We start from the raw sequence: 19106 nt of genomic DNA on the forward strand, positions 1-19106 counted from the left end.
CATTAGTTATATTTTTTGATAAACTCAACGATCAATTCTTTAAAAAGGGTGAGTTTAAGTTGTAAAATCGTGCTGCTAGTGCTTTATGCTGAATTTATTTCAGTATCTAAAGTATCTCAGGCAGATTTTTGATCAGCTTGTTAGCCCTAAACTTGTTTTTAAGGAGTTTATACAAAACCAAATCTAATGTAGGCTTTTTTATATACTATACTAAACTAAATTATAAAATGAATACAATTATATATGCTGTTGGAGCTGCAGTTTTAGGACTTATTTTGGGCTATGTTATAGCCAAATTCCTAGAGAAAGGTAAGGCTTCAAAATTAATTCTAGAAGCAGAAAGCGAATCGAAATCTATTTTAAAACAAGCCAAATCAGATGGTGAATCCATTAAAAAAGATAAAATACTTCAGGCTAAAGAAAAATTTATTGAATTAAAATCAGAACACGAAAAAGTCATTCTATCGCGTGATAAAAAAATGGCTGAAGCTGAAAAACGTATAAGAGATAAAGAATCTCAGTTATCTAGTGAACTTAATAAATCTAAGAAGTCTAACCAATCTTTAGAGGATAAAATCAAGGATTATAACTTTAGGTTAGAGTTTCTTGATAAGAAACAAGAAGAAATAGATAAAGCACATAAAAGCCAAATAAAACAGTTAGAAGTTATTTCTGCATTATCTGCAGAAGAAGCTAAATCTCAATTAGTAGAATCTTTAAAAGAGGAAGCTAAGACCGATGCAATGGGCTTTATTCAGGATCGTGTTGAAGAAGCTAAATTAACCGCACAACAAGAAGCTAAAAAGATAATTATTAATACCATTCAACGTATTGGTACAGAAGAAGCGGTTGACAATTGTGTGTCTGTATTTAACATTGAGTCCGATGATGTAAAAGGTAGAATTATTGGTAGAGAAGGTCGTAATATTAGAGCTATTGAAGCGGCTACAGGTGTAGAGATTATTGTAGATGATACACCAGAAGCGATTATTTTATCTTGTTTTGATTCTGTAAGACGTGAAATTGCCCGTTTATCGTTACATAAGTTAGTTACTGATGGTAGAATTCACCCTGCACGTATTGAGGAAATTGTACGAAAAACAGAAAAACAAATAGAACAAGAAATTATTGAGGTTGGTAAACGTACGGTTATCGATTTAGGAATTCATGGTTTACACCCTGAATTAATAAAAATGGTCGGTCGTATGAAGTACCGTTCGTCTTACGGACAAAATTTACTACAACACTCACGTGAAGTAGCTAAACTTTGTGGTGTAATGGCAGCCGAATTAGGCTTAAACCCTAAATTAGCGAAGCGCGCAGGATTATTACATGATATTGGTAAAGTACCTTCATCTGAAACTGACGTAGAAACACCGCATGCTATTTTAGGAATGCAGTGGGCTGAAAAGCACGGTGAAAAACCAGAAGTTTGTAATGCAATAGGCGCTCACCACGACGAGATTGAAATGACCACGTTATTATCGCCAATTATTCAGGTTTGTGATGCTATTTCAGGTGCAAGACCAGGCGCAAGACGCCAAGTGTTAGACTCTTATATACAACGTCTAAAAGATTTAGAAGATGTTGCTTTTGGGTTTACAGGTGTTAAGAAAGCATATGCCATACAAGCTGGTAGAGAACTGCGCGTTATTGTAGAAAGTGAAAAAGTAACTGATGATAAAGCAGCAAGTTTATCGTTTGAGATTTCTCAGAAAATACAAACGGATATGACGTATCCTGGTCAGGTAAAAGTTACCGTTATTAGAGAAACAAGAGCAGTGAATATAGCCAAATAATACAGGCTTAAATTTTTATAATAAACGCATTCTAATTTTTTTAGAGTGCGTTTTGTTTTTTTAGTGTAATTGAAAACGCAGTTCCTTCTTTAAGTGTGCTTTCTACTTCAATTTCGCCTTGTAAAGCTTCTACTTGGGTTTTAGTAATGTATAATCCTATTCCTCTAGAATCTGAGCGGTCTGTACCATGAAAGGTTTTATACATTTCAAATATTTGATTTTTATACTTCGTCATATCTATACCAATTCCATTATCAGAAATTAGAATTTTTATGGTTTCCTTAGTGTGAACGGATTGAATAACTATTTGAGATTTTTTACTCGGGTCTGAGTATTTTATTCCATTTGAGATTAAATTATATAATACGCTTTCTAAATACGATTTATTTGTGAATATCGCTTCATCTTTTCTTAGAGCGTTATGTATAGTAACCCCAAGTTTTTCACTATTAATTTTTAAGCTTTCAACTATATTATCTGTGAGGTTGTACAGATTAACATGCTCATTTAGTTGATTGATATTAATTTTAGATTTGATACTCACAATATCATCTAAATCGGCAATAGTTGTCGTTAAGGACTTAGAAATGGATTGTAAATGATCAATCAGTTCTACTTTTTCTTCTTCATTTTTAGCTTCATCATAAAATTCAAGGATACTTTTTAGGTTTCCAATATGTGTGTTTAAATTATGAGAAACAATATGTGTAAAACTATAGAGTCTTTTGTTCTGACTTGTTATGAGTTGAAGATTTTTTTGCAGTTGTTCTTCATTATATTTTGAAGTTGTGATATCCGTATGCGTACCAATAATACGCGAAGGGTTTCCCTTTGCATCGCGTTCTATTACTTTTCCTTTATCTAAAATCCATTTGTAACTTCCATCTTTACATTGAATTCTGTAGGCTTTTTTGTAGAGGTCTATTGAACCATTTAATAGTGCTTTAAAATCACTGTAGTAAATGTCTTTGTCTTCTGGATGTACTTTTTTATCCCAAAATTCAGACGTGTTTTCTAATTCTTCTTTTTTATAACCAATGATTTGTTTTGATTCTTTAGAGTAAGAAACTTTATTGGTTGCAATGTTCCAATCCCATAGGCCAACACCAGATAATTCTAATGCTATTTTATGTTTCTGACTGTCTAGCGACTGGTCCGTAATCGTATTTTTTTTGTAAGTATTTAGAAAATAGTTTCTTAAGTTAAGAGTAGGAAATTTCATAAGGCTTCACTTTATTTTAAGACACTTTTTTAGAGATTGAGTCACAATAAAAATGCATAAATTTGATGTTATTTTCTTGGGTGAAATTTATTTAAAACCTCACTTAAATGAGAACGATTAACATGCATATATATTTCAGTTGTGGTGATGCTTTCATGTCCCAGCATAAGTTGTATAGCTCTAAGGTCCGCACCATTTTCTAAGAGGTGAGTGGCGAAAGAATGTCTAAACGTATGTGGAGATACCGTTTTGTTTAATCCTATTTTCTCAACTAGTTGCTTTATGATGGTAAAAATCATAGCTCGTGTTAATTGTTTGCCGCGTCTATTTAGAAATAAAATATCTCTATGTAATTCATTGATGGGAATATGTGGTCGGATATCTTTCATATAGATAGAAATGTATTTTTTAGTTAAAGGACTTATAGGTACAAAACGTTGTTTATCGCCTTTACCTGTGACTTTAATAAAATCTTCTTCAAAGAATAAATCAGATAGTTTAAGGTTGGTTAATTCGCTTACTCTTAAACCACAACTGTACAATGTTTCTATAATAGCTCTATTGCGTTCTCCTTGTGGTGTTGATAAGTCAATGCTTGTAATTAAAGTATCAATCTCTTCAACAGATAAGGTGTCTGGTAATTTTCTTCCTATTCTCGGAGAATCAACTAGGTCTAAAGGATTTGTTGTGCGATAGTTTTCAAAAATAAGATAATCAAAAAAATTACGCAGTCCAGAGATTAAACGTGCTTGTGATCTTGGGTTAACGGATTTTGAAACCGAATAGATAAAATCTTTAATAACGGTGTGCTCAATCTCTATAGGCGAAATTTTAATAGACTGTTCTTCGAGAAAAAGCATGAGCTTTTTAATATCATAGCTATAATTAATAATAGAGTTTTTAGACAAGCCACGTTCAATCTGTAAATAGTGTTTATAATCTGCAAGTGCTTGTTGCCATTTCATGCTTGAAAGTAATTTCTTGGCTTCTCAAATTAAGATAGCCATGGTTAACAAATATATCAACTTTTAAAATTAACTATTTGTTATAAAATAAATAATGTCGTTAAGTAATTTTTATGATTGATTGTTTCGGTTTTTCTTTTGTTTAGTGTTAAAAATAATGATGGATAGCGTGTGTTAAATTTCTTTTTTGTAGCAGAAAATACAAGTGTTTTTTAGTAGGATAGTTTTGAGCTAGTTAGGCTGTTCTTACGATTAAAAAAAATACTCGTCGATGAAATACGTTAAATTTTAACATTTCAGAGTATTTTCTAACTCATGTAAACAACTACTTTTGCCGACCAATTTAAACAAAAACAAATTTTTAATTATGAAAAAATTATTATTTAGAGCTGCAATTGCGGTATTAGGATTTACATCTTTAAGTGCACAAGAAGAAGTTAAAACTTTTGGTTTTACTGAAGGCGATATTTTCTTAGAAGGTAATATTGGTTTTGGTAGTGAAAATGACAAAAATACTGAGGAGAAATCTAGTAGCTTTAATATTAGCCCAAAATTAGGCTACTTTATGAGTGAAGATTTAGCTATTGGAGGTCGTGTATCTTTCAATTCTTATAAAGAAGAGGTTTTAGGTACAGATACAGTAGATGCCACTGGTTTTGGTGTTGGAGCTTTTGCGCGTTATTATTTTTTAGATTTAGGTGCGCGTTTTAAAACGTATACCGAATTTGGTATTGGTTATGACAGTAGAAAAAATAAAATTGCTGATGTAACAGAAAATACTATTGGTGCTGGTTTAGATTTAGGTATCAATTATTTTGTAACTGAAAAAATTGCTTTAACATTTGGTTTAAAGAATGTATTAGGATTTTCTTCAACAAAACTGGATACTGATGGGGCAGAAGCTGTTTCAAACTTTAACTTAGGTTTTGGAGATGTTGCTAACCCTTTTGGTGGTAATGCTGCTTTTGGTATCTTATTCAAGTTATAAGAACAACCCTTTATTATAGATATTAAAACCGAAGCAAGCGCTTCGGTTTTTTTGTGCATAGATTTTTAATATCTTTACTTTATGAAGCAACTTATCATAATTAATGGACCTAATTTAAATCTTTTAGGTAAACGTGAACCAGAGGTTTATGGTCACCAAACGTTTGAGGATTATTTTGAAGTTTTAAAATTAAAATTTCCTAAGGTGTCAATAACCTATTTTCAATCTAATATTGAAGGTGAAATTATTGGTAAACTACAAGAGGTTGGGTTTTCTTATGATGGTGTTATTCTTAATGCTGCGGCTTATACACATACATCTGTTGGTATTGGTGATGCTGTAAAAGCAATTACAACACCTGTTGTAGAAGTTCATATTTCTAATACGCATTCTAGAGAAGATTTTAGACACCACTCTTACATTGCGGCAAATGCAAAGGGTGTTATTTTAGGATTTGGTTTACAAAGCTATGATTTAGCTATTCAAAGTTTTATATAATTTAGTTTTAAGCATTTCAGAAATATAAGTTACCTTAAAAGAAAATTTTGATATGAAAAACAGCCTTAAAGTCCTTTTGTGTTTTACTTTTTTATTCGGCATGTTAAGCTCATTAGCACAAACAGATTTTGGTGTTAAAGGAGGGCTTAATTATACCTTTTTTAAAGTTTCAGAAGGTAATTTTGGAAATTTTACGACAACAGAAACCGGTTATTACGGAGGTGTTTTTGCGGATATCGAAATTGAAGACAGTTTTGATTTGCAAGTAGAATTACTTTACATCGGCTTAAATGACTTTAAATTCTTGAATGCGCCTATATATCTAAAGTATAAAATCTATGATAACTTTCATATCCTAGTAGGACCAAGTCTAAATTATTTTTTTGATTTTTTTAATGCGAAACTTAAAATTAGAGCCGATTTAGGATTGGCTTATAATTTGACTCCAGATTTAGATGTCCATATGAAATATGTTATTGGTTTTAATGAAATTTCTCCAAATGGTGTGTTTTTAGGTGTGGGCTTTAAACTTTAAAATACGTGCTATATTCACATATGAGTCAATTATTTTTTTAATTGCGTTGACCATTTATTTAAACATTCCCGATTGATTTTACTGTAAAATCTTAATCTTGTTAAACTGCTGTTAAGTCCTATTGTTAAAGGGGTTATGGCTTTTAGATTTGTTGTTTTAACCCAAATAAAACAAGATTAATGATGAAAAATTTAATTGTATTTACAACAGCCTTTTTATTTATATTTACAACTGGTTATGCACAATCAGATTCGAGTACTATTCAACTAGGAGCAAAGGGAGGTGTGAACTTCTCTAAGTTAAGTGGAGACGATTTTGATGATGTTGATTCAAGAACAAGTTTTAATGTTGGTTTAGTAGCCGAAATTCCACTTTCTGAAAGAATCTCTTTTCAACCAGAAGTCTTTTACTCAGGTCAAGGTTTTGATATTTTAGAACGTGATCAAGATAACGTTTTTGATACCGACCAAAATATAGAATATCAACTAGATTACATTCAAGTTCCATTATTGCTTAAAGCATACCTTGTTAAAGGATTAAGTGTTGAAGCAGGACCACAATTCGGATTTAAAATTCATGAAGAATTTGATTCAGAACCAACCTCAGATGGTGGTGATTTAGAAATTGATGAGGATGACTCTTATGTCAAAGATTTTGATACAAGTGTTGCGCTTGGTACATCTTATAAATTTGATAATGGTTTCTTTTTAAGTGCACGTTACACGTTAGGTTTAACAAGTATTTTTGAAGACGATACTTTTTTTGAAGATGTTGATGGTAAAAATGAAGTATGGCAATTTGGTTTAGGTTTTATGTTCTAATTTAAAATCTACATAATTATAGCATAAAGGTTCCAGAATTTTCTGGAACCTTTTTTTATGGTGTTTTAAAAGAATTATAAGGCGTCTGTTTTTATTAACCTGAAAGATTACTGTGTTTAAAAAGCTGATTTAAAGTTGTATTACGACTACACAAGTATCAATAAGTTACATTTTAATCCCTTTCATTACATTACAATATAGTAATTGTCAGTGTATATATGCTCATTAATTCGTGATATACATATAATTATAGTTGAAATATATGGTATAAAAAAAAGTGATTCAGATAACAATCAGAATCACTTTTTTTTTAATTTATTCTAGCTTCTAGCTTCTAGCTTCTAGCTTCTAGCTTCTAGCTTCTAGCTTCTAGCTTCTAGCTTCTAGCTTCTAGCTTAAAGGTGAATCACTTCATCGTAAGCATCAGCAACAGCTTCCATAACTGCTTCACTCATTGTTGGGTGAGGGTGAACTGTTTTTAATACTTCATGTCCTGTAGTTTCAAGTTTACGGCCTAAAACAGCTTCTGCAATCATATCGGTAACTCCAGCACCAATCATATGGCAACCTAACCATTCACCATATTTAGCATCAAAAATAACTTTTACAAAGCCATCTTTAGCGCCACTTGCACTTGCTTTACCTGATGCAGAGAATGGAAATTTACCAACTTTAATATCTAAGCCTTGTTCTTTAGCCTTAGCTTCAGTTAAACCAACACTAGCAACTTCAGGAGAACAATAAGTACAACCAGGAATGTTACCATAGTCTAAAGCTTCGACATGCTGACCTGCAATTTTTTCTACACAAAGAATACCTTCAGCAGAAGCCACGTGTGCTAAAGCTTGTCCAGGTGTTACATCTCCAATAGCATAATAACCTGGGATGTTAGTTTGGTAAAAATCATTAACTAATATTTTATCTCTATCAACAGCAATACCAACATCTTCTAAACCAATATTTTCGATATTAGATTTAATACCAACAGCAGATAATACAATATCAGCTTCTAATACTTCTTCGCCTTTTTTAGTTTTAATTGTTGCTTTTACGCCAGATCCAGATGTGTCAACAGAAGTTACTTCTGCAGAAGTCATAATCTTTATTCCAGATTTTTTAAAGCTACGTTCTAATTGCTTAGAGACATCATCATCCTCAACAGGAACAATTTTATCTAAATACTCTACAATAGTCACTTCAGTTCCCATTGAGTTATAGAAATAAGCAAATTCAACACCTATAGCTCCAGAACCCACAACAATCATTTTCTTAGGTTGTTTGTCTAAAGTCATAGCCTGTCTGTAGCCAATTACTTTTTTACCATCTTGAGGTAAGCTAGGTAATTCACGAGAACGTGCCCCAGTAGCAACAATAATGTGGTCTGCAGAATATTCAGTACCATCGACATCTACTTTTTTTCCAGATTTTAATTTTCCAAATCCTTCAATAACGTCAATTTTGTTCTTTTTCATTAAGAACTTTACGCCATTACTCATACCATCAGCAACACCGCGACTTCGTTTAACAACGGCCTCAAAATCGTGCTCAGCACCATCAACTTTTAAACCGTAATCGCCTGCATGTTTAAGGTATTCAAAAACCTGTGCAGATTTTAAAAGTGCTTTAGTTGGGATACATCCCCAATTTAAACACACGCCTCCAAGGTTTTCTTTTTCAATAACAGCGGTTTTAAATCCTAGTTGTGAAGCTCTAATTGCAGTTACGTAGCCTCCAGGACCACTTCCTAATACTATAATGTCGTATTTACTCATGGGTAAGTTTTTTAATGAAATTTGTAGTCACAAAAATAAGAAATTTCAGAAAGATAACGTTAATTTTTTGAGGTATTAAATTGTAAAAATAGGTGTTTTTATTTGCGATTAAATTAATATCTGGTTCGTGTTTGTATTTTTTTTAATCAAAATTCTTTCTAAATCGTTTTCGACATTTTCACCTATAAAATTTAATTGAGCTACGATTATTGGATTAACGATTTTAATAAGTTAGATTCACAAGAACAAATGCATTAAGTTTATTCATTAGAAGGAACAAATTCTAAAGCAACACCATTTACACAATGACGCTCTCCTGTAGTTTCTTTTGGTCCATCATTAAAAACATGCCCTAAATGACCACCACAGTTTGCGCAATGTTCTTCAACTCTCGTATAACCTATTTTGTTATCTGTGCTAAAGGCGACATTGCCTTCAATTACACGGTCAAAACTTGGCCAACCACTACCTGAATCATATTTATGTTTACTTTCAAATAATGGCGTATTACAAGCGGCACAATGGTAAGTACCCTTGTCGTAGTTTTTGTTTAAGGGACTAGAAAAAGCGCGTTCTGTTCCAGCTTCTCGCAATACATAATATTGTTTTTCTGTAAGTTCAGCTTTCCACTCGGCTTCAGTTTTGGTAATGTTGAACGTTGCTTTTTCACTTTCTGAAGTTTTGTTTTTTTGAGCAGAACCGTTGCAGCTGTATAAAGCTACAATTAAACTCATTATAAGAATTTTTTTCATTTTTTAGAGATTGTAAAAGTTAATTTATTTAATGAGTCGTATTAAGCTTTGTTTAATTACTAATATCTTTCAATTTATTTGCGAATAGCATAATTTTTATGAAAAAAAATTGCTAAATTTATGGACAAAAATTGTAAATGAAGATATTCCATCTAAGTGCCGAATGTTATCCTATAGCTAAAATTGGAGGCTTGGCAGATGTTGTTGGTGCTTTGCCAAAATACCAAAATGAGGTTGGTGAGGCTAGTGCTGTAATCATGCCATTTTACAATAATGAATTTACCAAGAATCATGAGTTTGAAACAATTTTTAATAGTGAACTTTATCTTGGAAATGCGGTCTATCCTTATCGTGTATTAAAAGCTTTAGATAGCAATTTAGATTTTGAAGTATTTTTTATTGATGTTGAAGAATTACTTTATAAAACATATGTGTATTCTAACGATGATATTGATCGCTTTTTAGCCTTTCAGATAGCGGCTTTAGATTGGATTTTAACTCTAGAACATCAACCCGATATTCTACATTGTCATGATCATCATACCGGGTTAATTCCATTCATGACTCAAGAATCCTATAAATATGAATCACTAAATAAAATACCAGTGATCACTACCATTCATAATGCACAATACCAAGGTTGGATGTCATATAAGCATCTTTATAAAATCCCTCAGTTTAGTATGGAAAACATTGGGTTGTTAGATTGGGATAAGATGATTAATCCGCTTGCTGCAGCCATTAAATGTGCTTGGAGAGTGACTACTGTTTCGCCGAGCTATATGGAGGAACTTAAGCATAATGCCAATGGATTAGAACATCTTTTAGCGCATGAAAGTGCTAAAACAGAGGGGATTTTAAATGGTATAGATACCGACGTATGGAACCCTGAAACTGATGATTTTATTATTAAAAACTATAGCAAAACCTCCGTAAAATCTGGTAAAAAAGAAAATAAAAAGTGGCTTTGTAAAACGTTTAATCTCGATGAGAACAAACCTTTAATAGCCTTTATAGGACGCTTGGTTGGTGAGAAAGGCGCTGAACTATTACCTGAAGTTTTTCATAATATCATGCAAAACAAAGAAGCAAATATTCTTTTATTGGGTTCTGGTCTTAAAGAAACAGAAGCACAACTTAGTCATTTAAAAACATTACATCATGAAAATTATAATGTTTTTATTGGCTATGATGAAAAGCTGTCTCATATTATCTATGCAGGAGCCGATTTTTTATTAATGCCATCGCGCGTAGAACCTTGTGGACTTAATCAAATGTATTGTTTAAGATATGGAACTGTTCCTGTAGTTCGTAGCATAGGCGGTCTTAAAGATACTGTTGTGGATATCGATAATCATGGTTTCGGAATCTGCCATAATGAAGTCGCTGTTCACGATATCGTATTCGCAATTAATCGCGCATTAGAATTCTATAAAGACCAAACTAAATTTAATGCTAATAGAAAACACATCATGAGTATTGATCACTCTTGGAAAGCCTCAGCAAATGCATATATAAACCTATACAATTCAATAAACTAACAACATGATTAACGACAGAGTATTATCAATTATTTTAGGAGGAGGTCAAGGATCTCGGTTATATCCACTCACAGAAAAAAGGTCGAAACCCGCAGTACCAATTGCAGGGAAATATCGTTTGGTTGATATCCCAATTTCTAATTGTATCAACTCTGATATGAAACGTATGTATGTACTTACACAGTTTAACTCTGCATCGCTTAATAGGCATATTAAAAATACGTATCACTTTAGTTTTTTTAGTTCTGCTTTTGTAGATGTATTGGCGGCAGAGCAAACGATTAAAAGCGATAAATGGTTTCAAGGTACAGCAGATGCCGTAAGACAAAGTATGCATCACTTTTTGCAACACGATTTTGAGTATGCTTTAATACTTTCTGGAGATCAATTATATCAGATGGATTATAACGATATTATTGATAAACATATTGAAAGTAATGCTGATATTACAGTCGCTACATATCCTGTTAATGCTAAAGATGCCACGTCTTTTGGAATCTTAAAGTCTAATGAAGAAAATGTTATTACCTCATTTATTGAGAAACCATCATCAGACTTATTAGTAGATTGGAAGTCAGATGTGGGTGATGAAATGAAAAGTCAAGGACGAGAATATTTAGGCTCTACTGGAATTTATGTGTTTAACAGAGAGCTATTAGTGAAGCTTATGGAAGATGAAAGTACAGTCGATTTTGGAAAAGAAATTATACCGCAATCCATTGAAAAATATAAAACAATAAGTTATCCGTTTGAAGGATATTGGACAGATATTGGTAGTATCGATTCCTTTTTTGAAGCCAATATTGGTTTAACAGATGATATACCACAATTTAATTTGTATGATTCTAAACAACGTGTATATACTAATGCACGTATTCTTCCGACGTCTAAAATTTCAGGTACTAGTTTAGAAAAGGCAGTGATTTCAGAAGGCTGTATCATTGGTGCCGCAAAAATTGAAAAATCTGTAATTGGTATTCGTTCGCGGATAGGTAAAGACTCTACCATTATTAATACCTATATGATGGGTAATGACGATTATGAATCTTTAGAAGGTATAAATAGAAACCACACTGAAATATTAGTGGGAATAGGAGAGCGCTGTTATATTAAAAACACCATAATAGATAAGAATGTACGTATAGGAGATGATGTAAGAATTAATGGAGGACCACATCTTGAAGATACCGAAACAGATAAATATGTAATAAAAGACGGTATTGTGGTACTCAAAAAAGGTGCTGTAATTCCTAAAGGTTTTGTACTTTAATATATGGCAAAAGTAATTGCACACAGTCGTTTTACGGATTTTGATATCGGACTTTTTAAATCTGGAAAACATTACCGACTGTACGAGAAATTTGGTTCACATATCACTACTGTAGATGGTGTAGAAGGTGTGTATTTTGCGGTTTGGGCACCGAGCGCTAAAAGTGTATCCGTTATTGGTGATTTTAATTTTTGGACAGAAGGAGAACACCCACTCAATGTACGTTGGGATTCTAGCGGTATTTGGGAAGGTTTTATTCCGGGAGCAGGCAAAGGTAGTGTCTATAAATACAAAATTCATAGTAACAATAACGATATTAAAACCGAGAAGGCAGATCCTTATGCGAGACGGTATGAACATAATCCAAAAACAGCCTCTATTGTTTGGGATGATTCTTACGCTTGGAAAGATAAGCAATGGCTAACTAAGCGTAAAAAACACAATGCTATAGAGGCGCCATTTTCAGTATACGAAGTACATTTAGGATCCTGGAGGAAGAAAGTCGATGAAGGTCGCTTTATGTCTTATGTTGAAATGGCAGATGAATTGGTAGCGTATGTTAAAGACATGAATTTTACACACGTAGAATTAATGCCTGTCATGGAGTTTCCTTATGATCCGTCTTGGGGTTATCAAGTTACAGGCTATTTTGCACCAACCTCACGATTCGGTTATCCTGAAGAATTTAAATTATTAGTTGATAAATTTCATCAAAATGATATCGGTATTATTCTCGATTGGGTGCCTTCACATTTTCCAGAAGATGTACATGGTCTTGGTTTTTTTGATGGTTCTGCACTTTATGAGCATCCCGATAAAAGAAAAGGCTATCACCACGACTGGAAGAGTTTAATTTTTAATTACGGTCGTAATGAAGTGAAGTCATTCCTAATAAGTAATGCTATTTTTTGGTTAGATCAGTTTCATGCAGATGGCCTTAGAGTTGATGCAGTAGCCTCCATGTTATTTCTAGATTACAGTAGAGAAGAAGGGGAATGGGAACCTAATATGTTTGGCGGAAATGAAAATTTAGAAGCCATGTCTTTTTTAAGAGAAATGAATGAAGCGGTCTATGCCTCTTTTCCAGATGTGCAGACTATTGCAGAAGAGTCAACAGCATTTCCTATGGTTTCTAAGCCTACGTTTATGGGCGGTTTAGGCTTTGGCATGAAATGGATGATGGGGTGGATGCACGATACACTTCAGTATTTTGCTAAAGAACCTATTTACAGACCTTATCATCAAAATGATTTAACATTTTCAATGACCTACGCGTTTACTGAAAACTTTATGTTGCCTTTAAGTCATGATGAAGTTGTTTATGGTAAAAAATCTATTTTAGGTCGTATGCCAGGCGATGAATGGCAACGTTTTGCAAATTTAAGGTTGCTTTATAGTTATATGTTTACACACCCAGGAACTAATTTATTGTTTCAGGGTGCTGAATTTGGACAAAGTAGTGAATGGAATTTTGAACAAGAACTCGATTGGTATTTGTTAGATTTCAGTCCGCATCAAGGGGTTCAGCAATTAATTAAAGATTTAAACACACTTTATAAAACAGCGCCGGCTTTGTATGAAAAGCAATTTTTAGCAGAAGGTTTTGAGTGGATTGATTATGGCGATTCTAAAAACTCAGTTTTTACCTATATTAGAAAAGGAAATGACGTAAAAGATGATATAATTGTAGCCTGTAATATGACGCCAGAGCCTAAAGAAAATTACAAATTAGGAGTGCCTCGAAAAGGTAAATTGAAAGAAATATTTAATAGTGATTTAGTGAAATATTTTGGGACAGGGCAGTATAAAAACAAAATAAAAACCACAAAAGCCGACCCTTGGCATTTTAGAGATCAATCGGTTGAGATAACCATTCCGCCATTAGGAATGGTTGCCTTTCAATATGGAAAAAGTGCTAAGCCCAAGCTTAAGTCTTAGGCAGAGTCAAAACCTAAATCAAAATATATAACAAGGACCACTAAAAATAGATGTAAAGCTCTTATAATAGCTGTGCTTTTATGAATAATTAAAAAAGACCTATTAGCAATTAAAACGCTATTAGGTTTTTTTACTTCTAAGAAGGTTTTAATTCAAAATAATTAATGACGAGTAAAAAAAATAACCGTTGCTAATTCAATTTCTATATCTTAGTCAATCAATAAAATAAAATGCCCAACAAATCAAAAACATTTTTTCTAAAGTATGGTGTGCCATGGCTTGCCGTTATTGTTATTGTGATACACTTCTTTTTTACTAAAACTCAAAATCTTAATCCTTGGAAAGGTGGTGGTTATGGGATGTATACGGGCATACATTTTTACTATAATCAAATATACATACCAGGGATGTCGTCCGATTCTTTAATGGAAGCTAATTTTGATATAAAAAACACTTTCCGTGATTTGAAAATAATGCCAAATGATAAAAACTTAAAGGAAGCAGCTGAACTAATTTTAAAAATTACTGAGAAAGACAGTATTCAAATCCAGATATGGAAGCCTACGGTAAATTCGAAAAATGGCATCTATACAAGGGTTTTAGTTAATGAAATTTATTTAAAGAAATCAGAGCTTTGAAATATTGGTTAGATATAAAAGCACAATTAAAAAGTAATATTGAAATTAGTATTCAATTATTACTATTACTGCTTGGAATTTATGTCATGATAATGTCAGATAATGAGCGTATATGGAAAGTGCCTTTGCTTTTTGTAGGTGCTTTTATTTGGTTTTTCTACCGAGGAAAAACGAAACACCCCATTGCCTTGATTGTGTTTTCTACACTACTTATAATAGACCTATGTTATTTGTATTTTAGAGTGGCTAATCATCATTTTATGTTGTTATTTATGGTATTGCCTGTCATAGGCTATAGCTATCATCAGCGGATTGAAATTCTTTCTAAAAACATGCAGTTCCTTCTAGTGATTGTTATAATGACTTCGGTTATTCAAAAATTATTATCGAGTCAGTTTATGAGTGGAGATTTTTATTATTACATGATGAATAGAGGAGGAATGTTTAGCCGATTTATTAATTTTTTCCCAGAAAATTTAGACGTAATAAAAGAGAATAAAATAAATATAATAGCGTTAAACGATACTAACCCTAATGATTTAAAAACGATTGTATTAAAAGATATTTTTAAGAATCTTGGTTTTATGAGCCTTGTTTTTGCTTGGGTCACTGTAATTGTGGAATCTATAGTAGCAATTTCTATATTGTGGAAACCCAGAAGTACATGGGTTCATATATTATTTACTTTTATGATTATCGGTATACTTTGCACGAGATTAGAAACAGGATTTATGGCATTACTTGCTATTTGTGGCTTAATTTTATGTAACAACAGTTTCCTTAGATTGGTATATGTATTAATTGTATTAGGATGCATTACATTAATAGTGACTAAAATAGGGTTTCATTAACTTAATTAAATAATAATTCGTTTTACATGTTTCTTTTTAATAAAAACTCATTAACTGTAAAATACAGATTTCGAAAACGTTATAGTTTACAATAATTATTAATAACCAACGCTAACTTTTTTTAATGTTGGATTTTTTCCGTTTTTTTGCTCGTAATTTTTTCAAAAAATTAACCCATGATTATAAATACAGAATTAGAAAATAAAGGAAATTTATTTCCTTCAAAAATAATAGACTTTAAAAAAGATGTTGATAAGCTGTATTTTACGGCAGACAATGATGTTATTTTAGAGTTAACAGTTGTAAGAGATAGTTTACTTCGTTTTAGATATACTACTGTAGGTAATTTTAATAACGACTTTTCTTATGCAATCACCAAATATGCTAGTATTGGTTATAATAAATTAGAAATTGAAGAAACTGAAACTTGTTTTGTAGTCATTACTTCAAAATTACGCTGCGAAATTTCTAAAGAAGATATGCGTAAAACTATCTATGATGTAAAAGATGGGGTTATGATTAATCAAGACGAATATGGCTTTCATTGGGAAGAAAGTTACGAGTTTGGTGGCAATGTTGTTAAAATGAGTAAAGTGTCTAAAGATGGTGAGAGTTATTACGGTCTTGGAGATAAGCCTAATCATCTTAATTTAAAGGGTAAACGTTATAGTAATTGGGTTTCAGATTCATATGCTTTCGGAAAAGATACGGATCCCATTTATAAAGCGATTCCATTTTATATGGGACTTCATCATGGAAAAGCGTATGGCGTTTTTTTTGATAATACATTTGAATCGTCTTTCGATTTTGCACATGAGCGTAGAAATGTAACCAGTTTTTGGGCGCAAGGAGGAGAAATGAATTATTATTTTTTCTACGGACCAAAAATGAATGATGTTGTAGAAAGTTATACTGATTTAACGGGTAAGCCACACCATTTACCACCACTTTGGGCTTTAGGGTTTCACCAGTGTAAATGGAGTTATTACCCAGAAAGTAAAGTAAAAGAGATAACATCAACCTTTAGAAAACTTAAAATTCCGTGTGATGCGATTTATTTAGACATCGATTATATGGAAGGGTTTCGTTGTTTTACATGGAATAAAGACTATTTCCCAGATCCAAAGCGCATGGTCAAGGAACTAAGAGAACAAGGTTTTAGAACCGTTGCTATCATTGATCCGGGCATTAAAATAGATAAAGAATATTCAATTTTTAAAGAAGCTCTAGAGAAAGATTATTTCTGTAAGCGTGCGGATGGCGATTATATGAAAGGAAAAGTATGGCCTGGAGAATGTTATTTTCCAGATTTTACTAAACCAGAAGTGAGAGATTGGTGGTCTGGATTATTCCAAGAACTCATTGAAGATATCGGTATTAAAGGAGTTTGGAACGATATGAACGAACCTGCCGTAATGGAAGTACCTAATAAAACATTTCCAGATGATGTTCGTCACGATTACGACGGAAATCCATGTAGCCATAGAAAAGCTCACAATATATATGGAATGCAGATGGCCAGAGCCACGTATCAAGGCTTAAAAAAATATTCATTCCCCAAACGTCCTTTCGTTATAACACGTTCAGCCTATTCGGGGACACAGCGTTATACGTCCACTTGGACAGGCGATAATGTCGCTACATGGGAACATTTATGGATTGCAAATATCCAAGTACAACGTATGGCCATGTCTGGTTTTTCATTTGCAGGAAGTGATATCGGAGGATTTGCAGAGCAGCCTCAAGGCGAACTGTTTGCGCGTTGGGTTCAACTAGGTGTTTTTCATCCTTTTTTTAGAGTGCATTCTTCAGGAGATCATGGCGATCAAGAACCTTGGGCTTTTGATAAGGATGTAACTGATATTGTCAGAAAATTTATTGAAATTCGTTACCAATTATTACCGTATTTATATACCGCTTTTTGGAAATATGTTGATCATGGTACGCCATTATTAAAATCTTTGGTACTATACGATCAAAAGGATGTGCAAACCCATTACAGAACGGATGAATTTATTTTTGGAGAACAGATTTTAGCTTGTCCGGTTTTAGAACCTAACGCTAAAGGAAGACGCATGTATTTTCCAAAAGGGAAATGGTATAATTTCTGGAATGATGACGTTGTAGAAGGCGGTAGAGAATTATGGGTTGAAGCTGATATTGATAGCATGCCAATTTATATAAAAGAAGGCGCTATAATTCCAAAATACCCTATTCAACAATATGTAGGCGAAAAAGAAATTACTGAAATTACTTTAGATGTTTACTATAAAGAAGGTAAAGAAGAAAGTGAACTTTTTAGTGATGCCAATGATGGATTCGATTATACCAAAGGCCGTTTTAGTTTAAGAAATTTTTCATTAACAGGAAGAGCTAATGAGCTTATCATTAGTCAATATAAAGAAGGAAAATATATTACGGAGTATATGACTTTCAATATTAAATTTCATGGTCTACCTTTTGACATAGTTGAAGTACAAATAGACAATGAGAAGGTGGTTTACGAAAGTGTAAAAGTTGATAATATAGCTTCAATTGTTGTCGATAAGAATTTTTCTGAGTTACATATTTTAGGAATAAAATCAAAATCTTAGTGACAAACCTATTATTTTAGTGTCCAATAAATACAAATTGATTTTTATTACACTTTATAAATACATTTGAAAATGAAATTAAATAAATTAATATCGAGTTTTGTTATTGTTGCTGTTGTGTTTTCATGTGCAACTAACCCATTTACAGGGAGTAAAACGATGGCGTTTGTGGGGAATGATCAGTTGTTTCCATCAGCTTTTGCACAGTACAACCAAGTACTTACAGAGAGCAAAGTTGTTAAAGGCACTAGTGATGCCGAAATGGTTACACGTGTGGGGCAGCGGATTGCGGTTGCTGCAGAACGGTATTTAAACGCAAATGGCTACGAAGGATATCTTGAAGATTACGAATGGGAATATAAACTTATTGAATCTGAACAAGTAAACGCATGGTGTATGCCAGGCGGTAAAATAGCTTTTTATACTGGAATTATGCCAATTGCGGCTAACGAAACAGGTGTTGCTGCTATTATGGGACACGAAGTAGCACATGCCTTGGCCAATCACGGACAACAAAGAATGAGTGCTGCTTATATTCAACAAGGTATCTCAATTGCGGGTAATATAGCTTTGGCAGATGATGAAAATTTAGACATTTATAATCAAGCATTTGGTGTCGCATCTAACGTTGGAGGAATGTTGCCTTTTAGTCGTGCACACGAGACGGAAGCTGATGAAATAGGGGCTTATTTAATGGCGATTGCAGGTTATAATCCAGATGAGGCTGCTGAGCTTTGGAAACGTATGAAAGCCAATAGTGGAGGTGAAGCACCACCAGAGTTTTTAAGTTCTCATCCAAGTAATGATTCTCGAATTGAAAATTTACAATCTATAGCTGATAAAGCTAAAGCTGAAGCTGCTAAATATGGTGTCACATCATTTAGACCTATAAATTAAAATATTAATAATATTTGTTTACTTT

At 32.8% G+C, this 19106-nt stretch carries 16 protein-coding genes and 1 other RNA gene; 13 read left to right on the plus strand and 4 right to left on the minus strand.

The window, feature by feature from the left end:
- Positions 1 to 22: 22 nt before the first annotated feature.
- A non-coding RNA gene (gene ssrS / locus HM982_RS06235) (6S RNA) lies at positions 23 to 169 on the plus strand.
- Positions 170 to 227: 58 nt separating this feature from the next.
- A complete protein-coding gene (gene rny, locus HM982_RS06240) occupies positions 228 to 1799 on the plus strand; it encodes a ribonuclease Y (RefSeq protein ID WP_179352232.1) in 1572 nt (523 codons plus the stop codon).
- Between the two features lie 40 nt (positions 1800 to 1839).
- Here the strand turns inward: rny and HM982_RS06245 are convergent, their stop codons facing one another.
- Both HM982_RS06245 and xerD read right to left on the minus strand, forming a co-directional pair.
- Positions 1840 to 3021, minus strand: coding sequence for a PAS domain-containing sensor histidine kinase (locus HM982_RS06245; protein WP_179352233.1), 1182 nt, complete (start codon positions 3019 to 3021; stop codon positions 1840 to 1842).
- A gap of 68 nt (positions 3022 to 3089) precedes the next feature.
- On the minus strand, positions 3090 to 3986 hold the full coding sequence (gene xerD, locus HM982_RS06250; RefSeq protein ID WP_179352234.1) for a site-specific tyrosine recombinase XerD: 897 nt from the start codon (positions 3984 to 3986) through the stop codon (positions 3090 to 3092).
- Between the two features lie 367 nt (positions 3987 to 4353).
- Between xerD and HM982_RS06255 the strand changes: the two genes are divergently transcribed.
- The 4 genes from HM982_RS06255 (at position 4354) to HM982_RS06270 (ending at position 6828) form a co-directional block, all read left to right on the plus strand.
- Positions 4354 to 4974 carry an outer membrane beta-barrel protein gene (locus HM982_RS06255; RefSeq protein ID WP_179352235.1) on the plus strand — a complete coding sequence of 207 codons (621 nt, stop codon included), beginning with the start codon at positions 4354 to 4356 and terminating at the stop codon, positions 4972 to 4974.
- Between the two features lie 81 nt (positions 4975 to 5055).
- On the plus strand, positions 5056 to 5472 hold the full coding sequence (gene aroQ / locus HM982_RS06260; RefSeq protein ID WP_179352236.1) for a type II 3-dehydroquinate dehydratase: 417 nt from the start codon (positions 5056 to 5058) through the stop codon (positions 5470 to 5472).
- Positions 5473 to 5524: 52 nt separating this feature from the next.
- Positions 5525 to 6007 carry an outer membrane beta-barrel protein gene (locus tag HM982_RS06265; RefSeq protein WP_179352237.1) on the plus strand — a complete coding sequence of 161 codons (483 nt, stop codon included), beginning with the start codon at positions 5525 to 5527 and terminating at the stop codon, positions 6005 to 6007.
- 182 nt (positions 6008 to 6189) lie between these two features.
- A complete protein-coding gene (locus HM982_RS06270; protein WP_179352393.1) occupies positions 6190 to 6828 on the plus strand; it encodes a porin family protein in 639 nt (212 codons plus the stop codon).
- Positions 6829 to 7223: 395 nt separating this feature from the next.
- Here HM982_RS06270 and lpdA read toward each other — a convergent pair whose 3' ends face one another.
- Together lpdA and msrB are read right to left on the minus strand one after the other, a co-directional pair.
- Positions 7224 to 8600 carry a dihydrolipoyl dehydrogenase gene (gene lpdA / locus HM982_RS06275; protein ID WP_179352238.1) on the minus strand — a complete coding sequence of 459 codons (1377 nt, stop codon included), beginning with the start codon at positions 8598 to 8600 and terminating at the stop codon, positions 7224 to 7226.
- A gap of 260 nt (positions 8601 to 8860) precedes the next feature.
- On the minus strand, positions 8861 to 9352 hold the full coding sequence (gene msrB / locus HM982_RS06280) for a peptide-methionine (R)-S-oxide reductase MsrB (protein WP_179352239.1): 492 nt from the start codon (positions 9350 to 9352) through the stop codon (positions 8861 to 8863).
- A gap of 137 nt (positions 9353 to 9489) precedes the next feature.
- On the opposite strand from msrB, the gene HM982_RS06285 reads away from it, so the two are divergent.
- The 7 genes from HM982_RS06285 (at position 9490) to HM982_RS06315 (ending at position 19081) form a co-directional block, all read left to right on the plus strand.
- Entirely contained in the window at positions 9490 to 10893 is a 1404-nt protein-coding gene (locus HM982_RS06285) for a glycogen synthase (RefSeq protein WP_179352240.1), read from the plus strand.
- 4 nt (positions 10894 to 10897) lie between these two features.
- The gene (locus tag HM982_RS06290) at positions 10898 to 12163 is read left to right on the plus strand and encodes a glucose-1-phosphate adenylyltransferase (RefSeq protein ID WP_179352241.1); all 1266 of its coding nucleotides are present in this window, start codon (positions 10898 to 10900) and stop codon (positions 12161 to 12163) included.
- A 3-nt stretch (positions 12164 to 12166) separates the two neighbouring features.
- On the plus strand, positions 12167 to 14101 hold the full coding sequence (gene glgB, locus HM982_RS06295; RefSeq protein ID WP_179352242.1) for a 1,4-alpha-glucan branching protein GlgB: 1935 nt from the start codon (positions 12167 to 12169) through the stop codon (positions 14099 to 14101).
- A 230-nt stretch (positions 14102 to 14331) separates the two neighbouring features.
- Complete coding sequence (locus tag HM982_RS06300) at positions 14332 to 14739, plus strand: hypothetical protein (RefSeq protein WP_179352243.1); 408 nt, start codon at positions 14332 to 14334, stop codon at positions 14737 to 14739.
- Positions 14736 to 15590, plus strand: a complete 855-nt coding sequence (locus HM982_RS06305) for a hypothetical protein (protein WP_179352244.1) — start codon at positions 14736 to 14738, stop codon at positions 15588 to 15590. Before HM982_RS06300 ends, HM982_RS06305 begins: the two co-directional genes overlap by 4 nt.
- Before the next feature lie 176 nt (positions 15591 to 15766).
- Complete coding sequence (locus HM982_RS06310) at positions 15767 to 18184, plus strand: glycoside hydrolase family 31 protein (RefSeq protein ID WP_179352245.1); 2418 nt, start codon at positions 15767 to 15769, stop codon at positions 18182 to 18184.
- A 72-nt stretch (positions 18185 to 18256) separates the two neighbouring features.
- A complete protein-coding gene (locus HM982_RS06315) occupies positions 18257 to 19081 on the plus strand; it encodes a M48 family metallopeptidase (RefSeq protein WP_179352246.1) in 825 nt (274 codons plus the stop codon).
- Positions 19082 to 19106: the final 25 nt, after the last annotated feature.

Origin of the sequence: Winogradskyella vidalii, from assembly GCF_013403955.1 — a bacterium.
Taxonomy (GTDB): domain Bacteria; phylum Bacteroidota; class Bacteroidia; order Flavobacteriales; family Flavobacteriaceae; genus Winogradskyella; species Winogradskyella vidalii.

Bases quoted from the DNA above. Each gene is read 5' to 3' on its own strand.
- rny (WP_179352232.1), top strand. From the start codon at position 228: ATGAATACAATTATATATGCTGTTGGAGCTGCAGTTTTAGGACTTATT.
- HM982_RS06245 (WP_179352233.1), bottom strand. From the start codon at position 3,021: ATGAAATTTCCTACTCTTAACTTAAGAAACTATTTTCTAAATACTTAC.
- xerD (WP_179352234.1), bottom strand. From the start codon at position 3,986: ATGAAATGGCAACAAGCACTTGCAGATTATAAACACTATTTACAGATT.
- HM982_RS06255 (WP_179352235.1), top strand. From the start codon at position 4,354: ATGAAAAAATTATTATTTAGAGCTGCAATTGCGGTATTAGGATTTACA.
- aroQ (WP_179352236.1), top strand. From the start codon at position 5,056: ATGAAGCAACTTATCATAATTAATGGACCTAATTTAAATCTTTTAGGT.
- HM982_RS06265 (WP_179352237.1), top strand. From the start codon at position 5,525: ATGAAAAACAGCCTTAAAGTCCTTTTGTGTTTTACTTTTTTATTCGGC.
- HM982_RS06270 (WP_179352393.1), top strand. From the start codon at position 6,190: ATGAAAAATTTAATTGTATTTACAACAGCCTTTTTATTTATATTTACA.
- lpdA (WP_179352238.1), bottom strand. From the start codon at position 8,600: ATGAGTAAATACGACATTATAGTATTAGGAAGTGGTCCTGGAGGCTAC.
- msrB (WP_179352239.1), bottom strand. From the start codon at position 9,352: ATGAAAAAAATTCTTATAATGAGTTTAATTGTAGCTTTATACAGCTGC.
- HM982_RS06285 (WP_179352240.1), top strand. From the start codon at position 9,490: ATGAAGATATTCCATCTAAGTGCCGAATGTTATCCTATAGCTAAAATT.
- HM982_RS06290 (WP_179352241.1), top strand. From the start codon at position 10,898: ATGATTAACGACAGAGTATTATCAATTATTTTAGGAGGAGGTCAAGGA.
- glgB (WP_179352242.1), top strand. From the start codon at position 12,167: ATGGCAAAAGTAATTGCACACAGTCGTTTTACGGATTTTGATATCGGA.
- HM982_RS06300 (WP_179352243.1), top strand. From the start codon at position 14,332: ATGCCCAACAAATCAAAAACATTTTTTCTAAAGTATGGTGTGCCATGG.
- HM982_RS06310 (WP_179352245.1), top strand. From the start codon at position 15,767: ATGATTATAAATACAGAATTAGAAAATAAAGGAAATTTATTTCCTTCA.
- HM982_RS06315 (WP_179352246.1), top strand. From the start codon at position 18,257: ATGAAATTAAATAAATTAATATCGAGTTTTGTTATTGTTGCTGTTGTG.